Source organism: Pontimicrobium sp. SW4, from assembly GCF_039954625.1.
Taxonomy (GTDB): domain Bacteria; phylum Bacteroidota; class Bacteroidia; order Flavobacteriales; family Flavobacteriaceae; genus Pontimicrobium.
On record NZ_CP157199.1, the window covers coordinates 2,461,627 to 2,479,746 of the forward strand.

Genomic DNA, 18,120 nt, shown 5'->3' on the forward strand with positions numbered 1-18,120 from the left:
TTTATTCTTGAAATGTAAAGTTGGTGAAAAAATCATCAAAAGCCCACCATGCAGCTACATAAGCGTACTTAGGCTTTTTTAGTATCTCACCATTAGCACCAAAACCTAGTACATTATATTTTACACCATCTAAATCTTGTAATACATAAGGGAATTCACTTTCGTCAAGTGTTTGATAATTATTAAAATCATCTACTTCAAATGCACTAATAATTTGGTGAGATTTATTTCCATACACAATATAACTGTACTGTCTTAATGTAATGTCATACCTGTTTTGACTTGTAAAGTCATTATATTGATAAATAGTTACATTATCATCTTCATCTAAAATACCATAAACATAATCTCTTTCATCAGGAATATTAGTAGTCCTTAAGTTTGATTTAGCTGTTTTTGATGATGTATTGATTCTACTTGAAGAAGGCACAATACTTTTTAAAACCTTAGCATTTGGAAAGTAGTTTTTTATGGTTTCCCATCTGGTTTCTACAACAGCAAGTGTGTTTAATCTTTGGTTAATACGGCTACCTTTAATGCCTCTTATAAGCATTTGTGACCAAAGTGTTTGGGTATCTTCATCCCAAGGCACCATATTATTTTTATATAAATAACCCGAAGCTCTAAGTGTTTTACTTCTAGTATATGCCAATGCACTTTTAGTAATTGGACAATACGTAAATGCATATTTTTGAGATTGGTATTGGTCATTAATAATTTCAGTAGCAAAAGTATTTGGATAAGGATATACTCTAACCTCATCACCAAAGCTCATAACGCCTACACGTTCAGAATTTTGTAAATTTGTGTTTGCAACAGTAGTATATTCTGGGTTATCGCCTAAAGGATACATCGCAAAAGAGCCAGAGAGGTCATCTTTATTAACCAACCATTCGTTTTCTTCAACTATCTTCTCAGTATCAGGATTGTTTTTAGAACATCCAACTAAAACTATTAGAATAAGAAGCATGGTTAGTTTTTTCATAGTGATACCTTTTGGTATGGAGTCGTCCTAAAAAAATAAGCTTACAAGAAAAAAGAATTATTTACTTAAATAATCAAAAGTATCTACTTCTGATTATACCCAAATCGCTTTAATTGACTTTGATTACTTCTCCAGTTTTTATTCACCTTAACATATAGTTCAAGATGTACTTTTTTATCAAAAAATTTCTCAAGATCTTTTCTTGCTTCCACTCCTACGCGCTTTAATGCAGAACCTTTGTGACCTATAAGAATGCCTTTTTGGGTTTCTCGTTCTACCATAATTACCGAACGCATTCTAATAATATTTTCTTCTTCATGAAACTCCTCCGTATCCACCTCAACAGCATAAGGAATCTCCTTTTTATAATGCATTAAAATTTTCTCCCTAATTTTTTCATTGACGAAAAACCGTTCAGGCTTATCTGTTAATTGGTCTTTTGGATAAAAGGGTGGAGATTCTGGTAAGAGCTCAATAATTCGATTAAATACTTCATTAACATTAAACCCTTCAAGTGCTGAAATAGGAAAAAACTCAGCATTTGGCACCTTACTTTGCCACAACGCTGCTTGCTCTTCCAATTCTTCTTGATTAGAACTATCAATTTTATTTAGGAGTAGTAATACAGGAATTTTTGAATTGGTTATTTTATTAAAAAAAGCTTCATCCTTCAATTCTTTTTCACCGATTTCAACCATATAGATTAATACATCGGCATCTTCAAAAGCTGATTTCACAAAACCCATCATGGACTCTTGCAGTTCATACGCTGGTTTAATTATCCCTGGTGTATCCGATAATACCATTTGGAAATCATCTCCATTTACAATACCTAGAATACGATGCCTAGTTGTTTGCGCTTTGGAGGTAATAATAGATAACTTCTCACCAACAAAGGCATTCATCAAAGTAGATTTACCAACATTTGGATTCCCTATTATATTTACAAACCCTGCTTTATGCATATTTAAAATTTAGTTGCAAAGTTACAACCTTGAATTGTTTATTGCTTTCAATAACCAAAATTTTTGAGTTATATTTGAAAAGCACTTAAAGCAAATTGTAACTTACAATCTCTAAAACCAACCAACATGATATCACGATTTTCACATTTTTTTTCAATTGCAATTACCCTTATTTTTTTTAGTTCTTGTTCTGATACGAATAAAGAATCTGCAACCATGATTATTCATGGTGGAACAATATACACGGTAGATTCAAATCAAGCAACTGTAGAAGCTGTAGCAGTTAAAGACAACAAAATACTTTTTGCTGGAAGCTTAGAAGAAGCCGAAAGCTTTAAAAACGAACAAACTGAAGTTATTGATTTGGAAGGAAAAACAATGACGCCAGGTTTAATAGAAGGGCACGGACATTTTATGGGATTAGGTTATAATGAGCTTGAACTAGATTTAATGAATACCAAAAGTTATCAAGACATTATTGATGCCGTAGCTGAGCGTGTTAAAAACGCTGAGCCAGGTGAATGGATTACTGGTAGAGGTTGGCATCAAAGTAAATGGGATAGTGTGCCAGAATATACCGTTAAAGGATTTCAAACGCATCACGCGCTAAGTGAAGTATCACCCGACAATCCAGTGTATTTAAGACATGCTAGTGGTCATGCTGGCTTTGCTAATGAAAAAGCCATGGAAATTGCTGGCTTACTCACATTATCTACAGATGGTATTAACACCTATGAAATAGAAGGAGGTGAAGTTATTGTTGATCAAGCTGGTAGACCAACAGGAATTTTTAGTGAACGTGCTGGAGGTTTAATTGGTAAACATATTCCTACTAACACACCTGAATCAAATATCCAAGCCTTTAATTTAGCCATTGAAGCTTGTTACGAAAATGGTATTACAGGATTCCATGATGCAGGAATTGGAAGAGGAACCATAGCTTTTTACGATCGTATGAAAGCTGAAGGCAATATGAATATTAGAATTTATGCAATGCTTACTGGCAATGATGAAAAACTTCTTAATGAATGGTATGAAAAAGGACCAAGTATTGATCCTGATCATAGATTTACTATTCGATCTATAAAATTAAACTGTGATGGTGCATTAGGAAATCGAGGAGCTTGGCTACTTGAATCTTATACAGATAGACCTGGTCATTTTGGTCTTGAAACGCTTCCAATGGAAATGGTAGATAAAACAGCACGTAATGGGCTTCGAAATGGGTTTCAGGTATGCTCACATGCCATAGGTGATCGAGCAAATAGAGAAATATTAGATCGCTATGAAGCTGCAATGACTGAATTATCTAAGATCGATTCTGATCACCGATTTAGAATTGAACACGCACAACATTTGCATCCTGAAGATATTCCTAGATTTGCAGAATTACAAGTAATTCCAGCAATGCAAGCTGTTCATATGTCGTCGGACAGACCTTGGGCTATTGATCGTTTAGGGGAAAAACGAATTAAGGAAGGTGCTTATATGTGGCAAGATTTGTTACAAAGCGGTGTTCCAATTGTTAATGGTACAGATGTTCCGGTAGAGCCTTTAAATCCAATAGCCAGTTTTTATGCTAGTGTAAGTCGTAAAACTTTAAAAGGAACTCCTGAAGGAGGTTACGAGCCAGAACAAAAAATGACGAGAGAGCAAGCGTTAAAATCTTATACTTTAGACGCTGCTTATGGTGCTTTTGAAGAAGGCATAAAAGGGTCTATTGAGGTTGGTAAACTTGCCGATTTCACGATTTACAATCAAGATTTAATGACCGTAGATGAAGATAAAATTCTTGACACCGAAGTTGTGATGACTATTTTTGATGGTAAAGTTGTATATGAAAAGGAGGATTAATTCTTAGTTGACTGTAATTTCAACTAAACTTTATGGTAGAAAAAAAAGACATCGAAAAATTGATAGTTCAGAACAAAAAAAGTACTCTGAAAAATCATTGGAATGATGCTTTTTTTTATAATACCACAAAGTATAGTGGAGAAATAAAATCGAATGAGCTTTTAATTTGGAGGTCAGCACATTTTTTAAGGGGTGTTTACCCAGTTTTTCATCTGACTTTTCATCAAAATGGAAAACTGAGCGGAATAAAAACGAAAAAAAATCCTTATCACCAACTTCTGATTAAAATATCAATCGGAGTTTTTATTCTACTTACTTTGTTTCTGTTAATTACAACTGAATTTAAGACTGCCATTATTGGAATAATTGGAATTTCTGTAATTGGAACATTATTGCATTTAATAATGTCAAAATCGAAAAAGTACGAAACAAAAATTTTGACTGACGAACTGAAAGAAGCTATAGAAAATATTGAACAAGTAAATAATCCTAAATTTATAAACAAGCAGAAAGCTGAATCAAAGAAAGAAAAGGTTAAAGAATGGACTTTTACAAAAATTTTGACTAGGCTTCTACTCTATCCTTTTTGCTTGCTAATTTTATGGTTTTCAATAACTGGGTTTTTACCCCAAGGGAAAACATTATATGGAATATTTGGAATAACTGTTGCTTTAGCCCACCCAATTGCTGATATATTATTAGTTATTGGAAAAAATAAAAAGTAAAATTAGATTAAGAAGTCGCTTATTTCTCATAAACAACTTTTCCATTCACCATCGTTTTTAAAATCTGACCATTTAATAGTTGGTTGGGATTGGTGTTACCTATGTTTAAAACATCCATGTCCATAAAAGTGAAGTCTGCCCATTTTCCTTTTTCAATAGTTCCTGTTAAGTGTTCTTGTTTAGATGCATAAGCAGCCCAAATGGTGTAAGCCCTTAAAGTTTCCTCTGGTGTAAAGACTTGTTCTGGAAACCACTGTTTGTCATCATCTCTTTTTTGCTTTGTAATAGCACAATAAGCACCATAGAAAAAACTTGGGTCTGTTCCAGCATAATCTGAATTAAAAATCACTGTTGCTCCTGCTTTTCTAAGAGAACGCCAAGCATAACCTCCTTTAATACGCTCTTCTCCAACTCGATCAATAGCCCAAGGCATATCCTCAACAGCATGTCCAGGTTCTAATGAAGCGACAATATTTAAGTCTTTAAAACGAGTAAAATCATCTGGGTGAATAATTTGTGCATGCTCAATACGATGTCGTAAATCTCTAGACTCAGGATGCTCTTTAAAATAATCATCGTATAAATCTAAAACTTCACGATTTGCTTTATCTCCAATACAATGGATTGCTAATTGAAATCCAGCATCTAGAGCCTTTTTTATTAAACCTTCGTGAAAGCCATAATCTGTACTTGCTACACCTTTATGCCCAGGCTGATCACTATAATCTTCCAAAAAGTTCGCACCTCTAGAACCCAAAGAACCATCATAATAGGCTTTAAACGTTTTTACTTGTAAAAAGGCTGAATCGCTACTTGTTGGTCCCTTTTCTACCCATTCTTCAACAAGTTCAATGTTATGCATTCTAGCAGCTACAAAAATTTGAGTTCTTAATAATAATTCATTTCTACTATCTAAATCTTCATAACCTTCCATCCATTCTTTTACCACTCCAGCATGATGCGCTGTAGTATAACCTAGACTAGCCAAATGGTTTAGCCCATATTTTAGAATTCTTCCTCTTTGTTCTAATGTCTTTTTTGGAATTTTATTATCTAACAGGTTTTTTGCATGGTTTAGTAAAACATATTTCAAATTGCCTTTTTCATCTTTCAAAATTTCTCCTCCATCGGTAGCAACAGTTTCTGTAGTAATCTCTGCCAACTCAAAAGCTAAAGCATTTCCCATAGCTCCAAAACCTCTTAAGCCTTGCAATGCCACTGGATGATTTTTCACTTTATTGCTTAACGCAATCATATCAGGGTATTCATTCGCAAATTCAGCTTCATCCCATCCATAACCAATTATCCATTCACCAACTGGTATTTGAAGTGATTTTTGATAAATTGCTTCAATAATCTCATCTCCAGACAAATTATTTAAAGCTACCATTTCAGATTTTTCCCCTATTTCATGTACATGACCATGAGATTCAATAAGCCCTGGAACGACAAAAGCATTTTTAGCATCGACAATCTTGGTGTTTTCACCAATATACTTTTGTATTTCTTCATTTGAGCCAACAAATTGAATTAATCCATTTTTTATAGCAATGGCTTGTGCATCAGGTTGCCAAACATCATTTTTAATCGATGCATTTTGTGCAGGAACTCCATCTAATGAAGGATCATCCCAACTCAGGGTATACACTCTAGCATTTGTAATCACAGTATCTGCAATATCCAATTTTGAGTTTGAACTGCATGAGAAAAGTATAACTACTATTAACCATAAAATATTCTTCATAATTTATTTTTTGTAAGTGAAAAGCGTGTCCAATATAACGATATTTCAAGTTTTCATAGCAAGCCTTTGTTCCATATATTTTCTTTTAATCAAATTCTGTATCTTCGGAAATGATTATCTCTTCAATTTTTAAAAATCATAACTCACAAAATGAAGGTATTTATTAAGCTATTTTTACTTACACTTTTAATCACAGTCAGCTCTTGCAGCACCACTTACAAGCTCAAAAAAGATTTTAATAAGCATCAAAAAGAATCAGAATTCTTTAAAGGATTTGTTTTATATAATCCTGAAACTAGAACTCAAATCATTAACCATAATGGTAGTAAGTTTTTTACGCCTGCTTCAAACACAAAGTTGTATACGTTTTATTCAGCCTATAAAACTTTAGGAGATTCTCTAAAAGGGCTTGAGTATTACAAAAACAATGACACCTTATTTATTAAAGGTGCCGCAGATCCTTCATTTTTATATGAATTTGAAGACTCTAAAACAATTCCTTTTTTAAATAGTCATAATGGTCCAATAGTTATACTTGATGTATCTTTAGATGACAACCGCTTCGGAAATGGATGGTCTTGGGAAGATTATCAATATTATTATATGCCAGAAAGGAGTTTATTTCCAATGTATGGAAACGTAGTTACTTATGCTATGAATGATGACTCTATTGTATCTCATCCTTCATATTTCAAAAAACAGATTACTGTTTTAGATTCAATAGATATGAATAGAGAGTTTGAAGAAAACAAGTTTTATTTAGAACGTTTAGATTCCACTTCAAATTATATTCCTTTTAAAACATCAACAAAACTTATTGCTGAGTTACTAAGTGATACTTTAAGTAAGCCTGTAAATGTAATGTCTCAAAAAAAAGATTTAAATTTTAAGTCTTTGTATAGTATAGCTGTAGATTCTGTTTACAAACAAATGCTTGTAGTGAGTGATAATTTTATTGCAGAACAATTAATGCTTCAAGTTGCAAAAAAAATGAAAGGCACATACAATGTTGAAGATGGTATTGAATATATTCTTGAAAACCACTTACAGGACTTGCCCCAAAAACCTGTTTGGAGAGATGGCTCTGGCTTATCAGTCTATAATTTGTTTTCTCCTGAAGATACAGCACACTTACTCACAAAAATGTATCAAGAAATTCCCTTAAACAAATTATTAAACTATTTTCCTGTAGGTGGAGAAAGCGGAACTTTGCGCAATTGGTATGGCGGAAAGAAAAAACCTTACGTATATGCAAAATCTGGAACATTATCTAATACTTATTGCTTAAGCGGCTATGTAATTACAAAGAAAGGAACGGTATTAGTTTTTAGCTATATGAACAATAATTACAATGCTCCCAATTCTAAAATTAGAAGTCAAATTCAAGACCATCTTTCAAAAATCTATGAAAAATATTAAGCAAATATGTATTACAATACTTGTTGCTAGTCTAATTTCCAGTACTGTTTGGTCGCAACAAATTGATAGCACAAAAATCGTAAAAGTCTTATCCTTTAATATTTTACACGGAAGGACTATGAAAGGCGATTTCAACTTGAATGTTATAGCCAAAGTTATTATTGATGCAAATCCAGATTTTGTAGCGCTTCAAGAAGTAGATTACAAAACCAATCGAGCTAAAAAGTATGATTTAGTTACCGAATTAGGCTGGCGTACAAAAATGGCTCCTATTTATGGTAGAGCTATGCATTATGATGGTGGCGAATATGGTGAAGGTGTTCTTTCAAAGCACACTTTTTTACAAACTAGAAATCATCCTTTACCTTATCTTCAAGGCGACGAACCTAGAGCTGCATTAGAAATTACTACGATTTTACCTTCAAAAGATACAATTTCATTTATAGGAACGCATCTTGACCATTTAAAGCTTGAAACCAACAAAATTATGCAAGCTAAAGAAATCAACAACCTGTTTTCCAGCAATAAATACCCAACTATTTTAGCAGGTGATTTGAATGCTGAACCAAATAGTAATACGATGAATATATTAGAAAGTTTCTGGACAGCTTCTTATGATAAAAGTAACCCGCAGCCTACCTTTTCATCAGAAAATCCAACTAAAAAAATAGACTATATATTGTTCTATCCAAAACATCGCTGGAAAGTCCTTAAAAGAGATGTAATTTGTGATTTAATTGCATCAGATCATTGCGCATACTTAGTCACACTACAACTTCTAGATGAGTAATTTTTTATTTTAACACATCGTTATAAAATAAAAATGGCAAATTCGCTCAACTTTATGTAAATTGACCGCTAATTTAGACAGAAAACTAAGGTAATTATAGTTTTATGGCAACGCGTAACTACGAAGGTAAAAAATTTGATCAAAAAGAAATCGACAAGATTGTTGACGCATTGACTGTTGAAGAAGCTTTGCAAATAAACATTAATAATGAGCCTTTTACTGTTTCCATGCGCACTCCAGGGAATGACATAGAGCTTGTTCGTGGCCTATTACATGCTGAAGGTGTAATAAATAATGTAAATCTTAATCCTGAGGTTTCTCTAAAAAAAGAAAATGAAAAAGGTATAGTTACCATTGTTAATGTCAATATTCCAAAGAGCGAATTAGGAGAAGGCTATTCTAATAGTAGAAGTTTGCTGTCTGTATCATCATGTGGTATTTGTGGAAAAACTGAACTTGGTGATTTAGCTTTTATTGGAAAAACTATTGACGATAGTGAGAAAATAGAAATTGGGCTCATTCATGATATGTTTGATAAAATGAACTCTTTACAGTTTAATTTTAGAAAATCAGGGGGCACACATGCTGCAGCTGCTTTTAGCATTAAAGGAGATATGTTGTGCGCAATGGAAGACATTGGTCGCCATAATGCAGTAGATAAAATAGTTGGAAAGCTAATTAATAATAAAAAACTACATAAAGCTAAGGTTATGACTGTAAGTGGTCGTATTTCCTATGAAATTGTTATCAAATGCTTTAAAGCTAGAATACCTTTTCTAGCAGCAGTTTCTGCACCTTCATCGTTAGCAGTAGATTACGCTAAAGAACTCGGAATCACACTGTTTGCTTTCTGTAGAGATAAAAGAGCAACGTGTTATTCCAATCCGCAACGAACCAAAATAGAATCAACCAACACCAAAGCGAGTTAAAAATATATGTCAGATAATTTAAGTGAATTATTAGGAAGAAAAGGACTCAAAGATAACCTCTTTGATAAATTAGGAAAATTAGCAAAACCAGAAGGCGCTCCAAGTGATGATGCCATGGCGAAATTAGCTGATGAATTTCTCATTGGTAAAGCTAATGCTTTTGGCACTGCCAGTTTCTACGATTTTTTGAAACCTGAAAACAAAGGCAAAAAAGTATATGTCTGTAATGGAACTGCTTGCGTTTGTGCTGGCACTCAAGAAAAAGTAATAGATTCTCTTAAAACTGAATTTGAAGCTAATGAAATTGGTCATATGACTTGTCTTGGTCGTTGTCATGAAAACTCAGCGTTTCATTATGATGGAAAAAATTATTCGGGTGATGCTATATCAAATTTAAAGTCTATTACTAGTTCTGATACTGATTTAAATCAGGATAATTATAATATAACCGCAAGTGGAAAACAGATATTAACAAAACCTTTCACTAATGCTTCTAGTTATTACCAACCATTTTTGGATGCATTAAAAAAAGATTCTGCTGATGTTTTAGAAGAAATAAAAACATCAAATGTTCGTGGTCGTGGAGGTGCTGGTTTTCCAATGGGATTGAAATTACAATTCTGTAGAAATGTTGAAAATGAAACAAAATTCATTATTTGCAATGCAGATGAAGGTGATCCTGGAGCATATTCCGATAGATATTTATTAGAACATCAACCACATTCGGTGTTATTTGGAATGTTGATTTCTGGTTATGTTACACATGCCAACTATGGTATTTTATACATTAGAGCTGAATATCCAGAAGCTGTAAGTATTGTTCAAGATGCTATTGACGAGCTTGAAAAAGCAGGATTAATTGGAAAGAATATTTCTGGAAGCGGGTTTGATTTTCAGTTTAAAATCATACAAGCACAAGGCTCTTACATTTGCGGTGAAGAAACTGCTCTTATTAATTCTATAGAAGGGCAACGTCCTGAAGTAAGAGTTCGCCCTCCGTTTCCTGCACAAAAAGGATTATTTAACAAACCAACAACGGTTAATAACGTTGAGACTTTAGCAGCATTACATTATATTATTTCAAATGGTGGAGCGGCATGGAAAGCTATTGGAACGGAAAGATCATCAGGAACAAAATTAGTATCTTTAGATAGCTTCTTTAATAATCCAGGAATGTATGAAGTAGAAATGGGAACGCCTCTATCATATGTAGTTAATGACCTTGGTGGCGGTTTTAAATCTGATGTAAAAGCAGTTCAAATTGGCGGCCCACTTGGTGGATTAGTACCTGTTTCAAAAATAGACGATTTAACCATTGACTTTGAATCGTTCTCAAAAGAGGGTTTCTTATTAGGTCATGCTTCAGTTGTGTCTGTACCTTCAGATTACCCAATTATGAAGTTCATTGAGCATTTGTTCGATTTTGCAGCCTATGAAAGTTGCGGAAAATGTTTTCCATGTAGATTAGGCACAAAACGAGGTCAAGAATTGACGGAAAAAGCATTAACATCAGATTATAAAATAGATAAAAAGCTATTTACTGATTTATTAACCACTTTAGAGCAAGGTTCATTATGTGCTCATGGTGGTGGAATACCATTACCTGTTCGCAATGCCTTACAGTATTTTGATGATGAATTAAGACAATATTTCAACTAGAAGACTATGAGTAAAACAGCATATATAGATAACAAAGCATTTGAAATTAAGGATGGTGAAACCATGCTTGATTTTATTCGTCGTTATAAAGAAAAAAACTTAGTCCCAACATTGTGTGATGCACCAAACCTTGACCCTTTTGGATCTTGTCGTGTATGCAGCGTTGAAGTAGCCCTAGAAGCAAATGGACCTGTTAAAACAATGGCTTCTTGTCATTCTCCAGTCGCAGAAGGTCAATATATATACACAAGTTCAGAAGCAGTAAAAACATTACGTAAAAATATTGTAGAATTAGTTTTAACAGATCATCCTTTAGATTGTTTGACTTGTGAAGTAAATGGTAACTGTGAATTACAAACTGTTGCTGCTCAAGTTGGCATTCGTGATGTTCGCTATCCAGAAGGTGATAATCATCTTTACAGAATGAAAGATTTGAGTCATCCTTACATGACTTCAGATTTATCAAAATGCATTAACTGTTACCGTTGTGTAAGAGCTTGTGACGAAGTTCAAGGTGAGTTCGTATTAAGTATGTCTGGAAGAGGATTTGACTCTAAAATTATTAAAGGATTAGATGATTCTTTTATGGATTCAGACTGTGTGAGTTGCGGTGCTTGTTCGCAAGCATGTCCAACCTCAGCTATTTCGGATGTATTCCAATCTAAAGCTATTCAAGCAACAGATACTACAAGAACTATTTGTACGTATTGTGGTGTTGGATGTAATCTTGAAGTTTCAACAAGTAATGGAGAAATATTGAGTATTCGCGCACCTTACGATGCTGAAGTCAATCAAGGACACACGTGTTTAAAAGGACGTTATGCCTTTAAATTTTACGATCATCCTGAACGTTTAAATTCTCCAATGATTAAGCGAAATGATGAATTCGAAAAAGTAAGCTGGGACGAAGTTTACGATTACATAGCTAATAAATTAACTAGCTTCAAAGAAGAGTTTGGACCAGATTCTATGGCTGGAATATCATCTTCTCGTTGCACAAACGAAGAGAATTATTTGATGCAGAAATTCTATAGAGCAGTCATCAACACCAATAACATTGATGGTTGTGCTAGGGTTTGCCACTCTCCTACTGCTTTAGGTATGCAACGTACATATGGAACAGGAGCTGCTACTAACTCTATTGATGATTTAAAAGATACTAATTGTATCATGGTTATTGGTGCAAATCCAACAGACGCCCACCCAGTAACAGGAGCTAAGTTGAAGCAGTTTGCCATGAAATCTGATAATGTCTCCATTGTCATTGATCCTAGAAGAACTGAATTAGCAAGATATGCAACCCATCATATAGCTTTAAGGCCAGGAACTAATGTTGCTGTTTTGAATATGATGATGTACTATATTGTTTCTGAAAATTTAGTAGATACGTCCTTCATTGAAAATAGAACTGAAGGTTATGAAGATTTTAAAAAAGAATTACTAGCTATTGATTTAGATCAAATAGAACAAATATCTGGAGTTACCCGAGAAGAAGTTCGAGCTGCAGCTGTGGCTTACGCCTCAGCTCCAAACGCCATGTCATTTCATGGTTTAGGTGTCACCGAACATTCTCAAGGAACGTTTACTGTGATGCAAATTGCAGATTTAGCACTTATGACTGGTAATATTGGTAGGCGTGGTGTTGGTGTAAACCCATTACGTGGGCAAAACAATGTTCAAGGTTCAGCAGACATGGGAGTTCAACCTCATCAAGGCGCAGGTTATTTAGACATTACCAAAGATGATGTCAACAAAAAATACAATGAGTTTTATGGTGTTGAAGTACCAAAACATATAGGCTATAAAATCCCTGAAATGTTTGATGCTGCCTTAGAAGGCAAGTTAAAATCTATCTGGATTATTGGTGAAGATGTGGTGCAAACTGACCCAAATACTCAAAAAGTAATAAAAGCTCTTGAAGCAACAGATTTAGTAATTGTTCAAGAATTATTTATGACTGAAACAGCCAAATATGCTGATGTCATTTTACCAGGAGCATCATTCCTTGAAAAATCAGGAACTTTTACTAATGGTGAAAGACGAGTACAAGCAGTTCGTCAAGTAGTTGAACCAGTTATTGGATCTAAACCAGATGGTCAAATCATTGTAGATATAATGAATAGAATGGGTTACAATCAACCAGACTATACACCTGACGGCATGTTAGAAGAGATTTCTCAAATTGTACCTTTCTTTGCAGGTATTAAATGGGATAGATTAGGCATCAATGGCTTACAATGGCCAGTTGCTCCAGATGGAACAGACACGCAAATATTACATACTGTAGATTTTAAGAGAGGCAAGGGTAAATTTGAATTTAATGCTTGGGAAGAAACTGTTGAATTGACAGAACACGCAAAAGACTACCCTTATATTTTAACAACTAATCGAGAATTAGAACATTATAATTGTGGTGCTATGACACGTAGAACAGCTAATGAGCAAATTCTACAAGATGATTATTTAATGATTCATCCAAGTGATGCTAAATCACATTTAATTAATGAAGGTGATTATGTCTGTTTGGAGTCACCTCGAGGAAAAGTAGATGTGAAAGCAAGAATTACAGACGAAGTTAAAGAAGGTATTTTAAGTACCACGTTCCACTTCCCAGAAATTATGATTAATAATATTACAGGTGATGTTCATGACTCTGAAGCCATGTGTCCTGAATATAAAGTAGTTGCTGTTCGTATTAGGAAGAGTAAAGGAAAATACAAAAAAGAACTTGTATAAAAGTTAAAAAGCCTCATTTAAAAATGAGGCTTTTTTATTAATCAATTTTAATTAATTCCACTCACTTCTTAATAGCTTAAAAGAAGCTAGTGAAAGGCATCTAAGTTATTTAATGATTTTTTGTAAACTTTTTTGTTATAATTCTATCTTGCGTAAATACTTTTATAAAATACTGTCCTTGAGCCAATTCAAAAATTGGAAAAGAATACATATTGCTTATTTCATTTTCGTGAATTTTATGATATCTTACTATTTGACCTAACTGATTAACTATTGAATATGCTTTAATAGTTTCTGATGGTTTATTCAATCTAACTGTCATATACGACCCTTTTGATGGATTAGGATATAGAACAGCATCTTTAGACAATTCTAAATCATCTAGTCCAGCAGTTTGATCAACTACTACAAACTGTCCCATCATTCCAGCAAGTGCATCCTCATGTTTTAGCATGTGGCAATGATACATATAAGGTATAGTATCATCAAAATAATCTTCAAATTTGGTAATAATTCTTGCTGTTGCACCAGTTGGTACTAAAAAGGTGTCTTTTCTACCTTGTAAATAAGAAGGTGGAGGACTCCCATTAATATCCAAAATATAAAACTGAACATCATGCATATGAAAAGGATGAGCAATAGCCGAATTGTTTTGAAAAGTCCATATTTCTGTGTTATTTAAAGGAACAGTAACATTTACAACATTCATATCCATTGTCACATTATTAATAGAAAAATCACCATTTAATTGTTGAGAACCAGATGTTAGTGGTTCGAAAGTAAATGCTCTTGTTTCGTCAGCAGTAACTTCTGCCAAAGGCACATCATTAGCCAACGTTACTGGAATCGTCGTTATTGGATTTGCAGTTTGAGTCACAACATCCATTTGCAGAACATTAAAATCTGTTCCGTTTAACACATTAGGGCTGTAACCATTAAGAGGTTTAGAAGGCGAATTCCCTGGGTATGTTGCCCCATAATTACCATCTGCTAGTTCCGAAGCATAACTCATTAAATGAATCGTTTGTCCTTGTAGTCCTGTAAAATTAACTAGTATTTCTGCTCTAGCTCCTGGAGATAAAGGCAATCTAGTTAATGCAACAGGTGCATTTAATAAACCTCCATCTGTACCAATAAGATGAAAGGCATTATTACCTGAAAGCCCAAAATTAAAAGTTCGTTGTGATGAACCATTTAACAAACGTAACCGTACTACTTGTGCTGGCACATCTAATTGTCCATTTATGGTTGCATTAACCATTAACACATCATCATCATTAACATTTGCTTGTATTTGATATGACCCATCAAAAGATTTTGTTTGTACCGCTAAAGGGAAATCATCAACACTATAAGTTCTTGGTAAGCTTAAAGCAGCTTCCTCTGTATCTCTTACAATTATAAACCCTGAAATACCTTTTGAGGCATGTTCATCTGTTTGATTTAATAAATGTGGATGATACCAATAAGTACTCGCTTTATCTTTTACTTCAAATTGCGGATTCCATGTTTGTCCAACGCCTATTACTGTATGTGGGCCTCCATCGTTAGCTGCAGATACATGCATCCCATGCCAATGAATAGTAGTTTCCTCCCCAAGATTATTGGTGATGCTTATATTCATGTTATCACCATTGTTCATAATAAGCGTTGGTCCTAAAAGTGGACCATTAACTCCCATTGTAGAAGTGTTTTCTCCAGGAAAAAATTGAAATGTTCCATTTTGGAGTGATAAATTAACATTTGTAGATTCAATAGTTCCAGGAATAATAATAGGAGTTTGAGACACCACTGTCAATGAAGTGAAATTCAAAACACAAAGTAATAGTAGGGGTTTTATGGGCAAAAAAAGGTTTTTCATAATAAAAGATAATTTAATCTTCTATTGCGAATTTATACTATATTAATTTTTAATAAAGAATAAGTTAGACCAAATACATTTTTTTTTGTTGACTTGCAAAAAGTTTAAAATATAATTAAAAAGAAAAACCCAACTTACTAATAAGTTGGGTTTTTAAGGAAAGTAAGATAGTTCTAATGCTTATCTTCTGAAGAATCTTCAGGTTTTGTTTCACCAGATTGGTTCATTTCCATATCATGATCATATTTGCAACATCCAGGTAAACCATCATAAGCAGTTAAATCTCCTTCAACCTTCTCAGTGTCATAGCCAGAAGCTGCTACAGCTGATTGAATATCCATTTCATTAGTTTTTGTATCGTCAAAAGATACATGCATACTTTTCTTATCTCTATCCCAAGTCGCATTTGCGACTCCATCTACTCCATTGGCTGCCTTCTCAATTGTAGTTTTGCACATTCCACAATTACCACGAACCCCAAAATTAGCTTCAGCCATAGCTATTTCTTTTGATACTACTTCTTTCTCATTAGATTCTACTGTCTTTGTTTCATTTTTACAACTAGCAAATCCAATAGCTGAAATTACTGCTAAACTTAAAATTACTTTTTTCATTGGTTTTAAAATTTAATATTAGTTTTTAATTATTATTCTATTGTTTGTTTTACACTTCCACATTCTAGCATAGCATCTCCAAAGTAAGGATTTCTTATTTCTTCGTTTAGACTCAACCAAAAAGCACCTTTGTCATTATCTGCCATAGGGCAAAACTGTGAATACACTGTTCTATTTATTCCAAATAACTCTACTACTTTTGTTAAGCTAGAAGATAATGGTTTAAAATGCTTACGCTGTGATTCTATATCGTTTGCCTTTGATAAGAAATTTGCAGACGTTTTAATTTCATTTAATAAGCTCATCCATTGATTATGTGCTGCTTTGCTTGTTAACAACGTCATATCTACATTGTTTAAATCTACTAGTATTTTTTTTGCATAAACGACAGAACTAGAAGCCTTATCATTTACTAAATCATCTTTTAACAATAGATAACTATCTACTACCTTTTTAAGTTGTTTTTGAAAAGGTTCAGGAGCTTGCAATCGTTCTATTTTAATCTGGTTACTTTTATTTGCATTAATATGATTCATCATAGATCGTTTACCTTGTAGTTGCGCAGCAGCATCTACGGTAAAGGTGCCATTAGTAACAATTTCATCATTAGGGTTTAAACCAGACAATATTAGAAAATTTGACCCAACTGAAGCTCCAACTTGCACTTCTCTCAATTCAAAAACAGGTTCTTCATTTGATGTTTTTACATACACAATAGAGCGTTTTCCAGTCCACATAACTGCTGATTTTGGAACACTAATAGTTTCATCTTTTATAGTTTCATCAAGTTTAACCAAGCCTGAGATTAACATTCCTGGTTTTAACTTTCCTTTAGGATTAATAAGTGTTGCTCTTACAGTAACCGTTCTAGTGTCGTTATTTAATATTGGGCTTATATAATCTATTTTTGCAGATATAATTTCATCTGGATAGGCGTTTAAATTAATTACAATGTCTTGATTAAGACTCAAACGCTTAACATCTTGTTCGTAAACATCTAATTGTGCCCAAACAGTATTTAAATTAGTTACCTTGAACAATGATGCACCTTCTTTAACATGATTGCCTTCTTCAACAAGCATTTTTTCTATAAAACCATTTGTTGTAGCATACATATTAAAATTATTTACTACTCTTTTGGTACGCTCTAAATTTTGAATTTGCTGCTCAGAAATTTTCCAATATTTCAATTTATTTCTAACCGCCTTATAAAGCTCTGGTTGCTCATTTTTTATATCTAAAGCTTCAATCAATTCGTTTTGCGCAGTAACAAGATCTGGAGAGTAAATAGATGCAATTAAAGTACCATTGCTTACATACTCTCCTTCGCTTTTAAAGATTAGTTTTTCTATTCTTCCACCAAAATGAGCTGCTTGTATTGCAGTAGTATTATCATTAGCTATAATTTTACCTGATAGCTTTAGACCTCCATTTGCGTTAGACTTTTCAGAAGAAGTTAAAATAGTTGTTTCAATATTTGCAAGCGCTATAGCATTGTTCGTCATTTTAAATTGGTCTGCTGCCAACCCTACATCATTAGTCTCAACAGGTATTAAGTCCATGCCACAAATTGGGCAATCACCTGGTTCTGGTTGCATAATTTGTGGATGCATAGAACAGGTCCACATTTTACCATCTTCAGATACTTCTGTGTAATTATGTTCTATATTATTCCTTGGTGAACTTCCAAATAACAACCATCCAAGAACAAGTCCAATGGTTAAAATTCCTATATAGATTACTATTTTATTATTTTTCATGTGTTTATATTTATTGTTTTTCAATTGTCACGCGACATCCATTTAATCATTTCCATAGGTATCTAGATTATAGTTATGG

At 33.5% G+C, this 18,120-nt stretch carries 13 protein-coding genes; 7 read left to right on the forward strand and 6 right to left on the reverse strand.

Annotated features, from left to right (window positions below):
• Position 1 precedes the first annotated feature (1 nt).
• Both ABGB03_RS11540 and era read right to left on the reverse strand, forming a co-directional pair.
• On the reverse strand, positions 2-985 hold the full coding sequence (locus tag ABGB03_RS11540) for a DUF3179 domain-containing (seleno)protein (RefSeq protein WP_347922714.1): 984 nt from the start codon (positions 983-985) through the stop codon (positions 2-4).
• 83 nt (positions 986-1,068) lie between these two features.
• Positions 1,069-1,950, reverse strand: a complete 882-nt coding sequence (gene era, locus ABGB03_RS11545; RefSeq protein ID WP_347922716.1) for a GTPase Era — start codon at positions 1,948-1,950, stop codon at positions 1,069-1,071.
• A gap of 126 nt (positions 1,951-2,076) precedes the next feature.
• Here era and ABGB03_RS11550 point away from each other — a divergent pair, with 126 nt between their 5' ends.
• Complete coding sequence (locus ABGB03_RS11550; RefSeq protein WP_347922718.1) at positions 2,077-3,804, forward strand: amidohydrolase; 1,728 nt, start codon at positions 2,077-2,079, stop codon at positions 3,802-3,804.
• Positions 3,805-3,836: 32 nt separating this feature from the next.
• Positions 3,837-4,529 (forward strand): hypothetical protein, encoded by a 693-nt coding sequence (locus tag ABGB03_RS11555; RefSeq protein WP_347922720.1) that lies wholly within the window; start codon positions 3,837-3,839, stop codon positions 4,527-4,529.
• A 19-nt stretch (positions 4,530-4,548) separates the two neighbouring features.
• Here the strand turns inward: ABGB03_RS11555 and ABGB03_RS11560 are convergent, their stop codons facing one another.
• Positions 4,549-6,273, reverse strand: a complete 1,725-nt coding sequence (locus ABGB03_RS11560; protein ID WP_347922721.1) for an amidohydrolase family protein — start codon at positions 6,271-6,273, stop codon at positions 4,549-4,551.
• A gap of 150 nt (positions 6,274-6,423) precedes the next feature.
• Between ABGB03_RS11560 and ABGB03_RS11565 the strand changes: the two genes are divergently transcribed.
• The 5 genes from ABGB03_RS11565 (at position 6,424) to fdhF (ending at position 13,806) form a co-directional block, all read left to right on the forward strand.
• A complete protein-coding gene (locus ABGB03_RS11565; protein ID WP_347922723.1) occupies positions 6,424-7,692 on the forward strand; it encodes a D-alanyl-D-alanine carboxypeptidase in 1,269 nt (422 codons plus the stop codon).
• Entirely contained in the window at positions 7,679-8,482 is an 804-nt protein-coding gene (locus ABGB03_RS11570; RefSeq protein ID WP_347922725.1) for an endonuclease/exonuclease/phosphatase family protein, read from the forward strand. The genes ABGB03_RS11565 and ABGB03_RS11570 overlap by 14 nt, the downstream gene beginning before the upstream one ends.
• 104 nt (positions 8,483-8,586) lie before the next feature.
• Complete coding sequence (gene fdhD, locus ABGB03_RS11575; protein WP_347922726.1) at positions 8,587-9,411, forward strand: formate dehydrogenase accessory sulfurtransferase FdhD; 825 nt, start codon at positions 8,587-8,589, stop codon at positions 9,409-9,411.
• Between the two features lie 6 nt (positions 9,412-9,417).
• Positions 9,418-11,070, forward strand: a complete 1,653-nt coding sequence (locus ABGB03_RS11580) for an NADH-ubiquinone oxidoreductase-F iron-sulfur binding region domain-containing protein (RefSeq protein ID WP_347922727.1) — start codon at positions 9,418-9,420, stop codon at positions 11,068-11,070.
• A 6-nt stretch (positions 11,071-11,076) separates the two neighbouring features.
• Positions 11,077-13,806 carry a formate dehydrogenase subunit alpha gene (gene fdhF, locus ABGB03_RS11585; protein WP_347922728.1) on the forward strand — a complete coding sequence of 910 codons (2,730 nt, stop codon included), beginning with the start codon at positions 11,077-11,079 and terminating at the stop codon, positions 13,804-13,806.
• 109 nt (positions 13,807-13,915) lie between these two features.
• Here fdhF and ABGB03_RS11590 read toward each other — a convergent pair whose 3' ends face one another.
• From ABGB03_RS11590 to ABGB03_RS11600, 3 genes are all read right to left on the reverse strand, one after another.
• Complete coding sequence (locus tag ABGB03_RS11590; RefSeq protein ID WP_347922729.1) at positions 13,916-15,667, reverse strand: multicopper oxidase domain-containing protein; 1,752 nt, start codon at positions 15,665-15,667, stop codon at positions 13,916-13,918.
• Between the two features lie 173 nt (positions 15,668-15,840).
• Positions 15,841-16,281, reverse strand: a complete 441-nt coding sequence (locus ABGB03_RS11595; protein WP_347922730.1) for a cation transporter — start codon at positions 16,279-16,281, stop codon at positions 15,841-15,843.
• A 32-nt stretch (positions 16,282-16,313) separates the two neighbouring features.
• A complete protein-coding gene (locus ABGB03_RS11600) occupies positions 16,314-18,041 on the reverse strand; it encodes an efflux RND transporter periplasmic adaptor subunit (protein ID WP_347922731.1) in 1,728 nt (575 codons plus the stop codon).
• Between the last annotated feature and the right edge of the window lie 79 nt (positions 18,042-18,120).

Bases quoted from the DNA above. Each gene is read 5' to 3' on its own strand.
- ABGB03_RS11555 (WP_347922720.1), top strand. From the start codon at position 3,837: ATGGTAGAAAAAAAAGACATCGAAAAATTGATAGTTCAGAACAAAAAA.
- ABGB03_RS11570 (WP_347922725.1), top strand. From the start codon at position 7,679: ATGAAAAATATTAAGCAAATATGTATTACAATACTTGTTGCTAGTCTA.
- fdhF (WP_347922728.1), top strand. From the start codon at position 11,077: ATGAGTAAAACAGCATATATAGATAACAAAGCATTTGAAATTAAGGAT.
- fdhD (WP_347922726.1), top strand. From the start codon at position 8,587: ATGGCAACGCGTAACTACGAAGGTAAAAAATTTGATCAAAAAGAAATC.
- ABGB03_RS11540 (WP_347922714.1), bottom strand. From the start codon at position 985: ATGAAAAAACTAACCATGCTTCTTATTCTAATAGTTTTAGTTGGATGT.
- era (WP_347922716.1), bottom strand. From the start codon at position 1,950: ATGCATAAAGCAGGGTTTGTAAATATAATAGGGAATCCAAATGTTGGT.
- ABGB03_RS11560 (WP_347922721.1), bottom strand. From the start codon at position 6,273: ATGAAGAATATTTTATGGTTAATAGTAGTTATACTTTTCTCATGCAGT.
- ABGB03_RS11580 (WP_347922727.1), top strand. From the start codon at position 9,418: ATGTCAGATAATTTAAGTGAATTATTAGGAAGAAAAGGACTCAAAGAT.
- ABGB03_RS11565 (WP_347922723.1), top strand. From the start codon at position 6,424: ATGAAGGTATTTATTAAGCTATTTTTACTTACACTTTTAATCACAGTC.
- ABGB03_RS11595 (WP_347922730.1), bottom strand. From the start codon at position 16,281: ATGAAAAAAGTAATTTTAAGTTTAGCAGTAATTTCAGCTATTGGATTT.
- ABGB03_RS11590 (WP_347922729.1), bottom strand. From the start codon at position 15,667: ATGAAAAACCTTTTTTTGCCCATAAAACCCCTACTATTACTTTGTGTT.
- ABGB03_RS11550 (WP_347922718.1), top strand. From the start codon at position 2,077: ATGATATCACGATTTTCACATTTTTTTTCAATTGCAATTACCCTTATT.
- ABGB03_RS11600 (WP_347922731.1), bottom strand. From the start codon at position 18,041: ATGAAAAATAATAAAATAGTAATCTATATAGGAATTTTAACCATTGGA.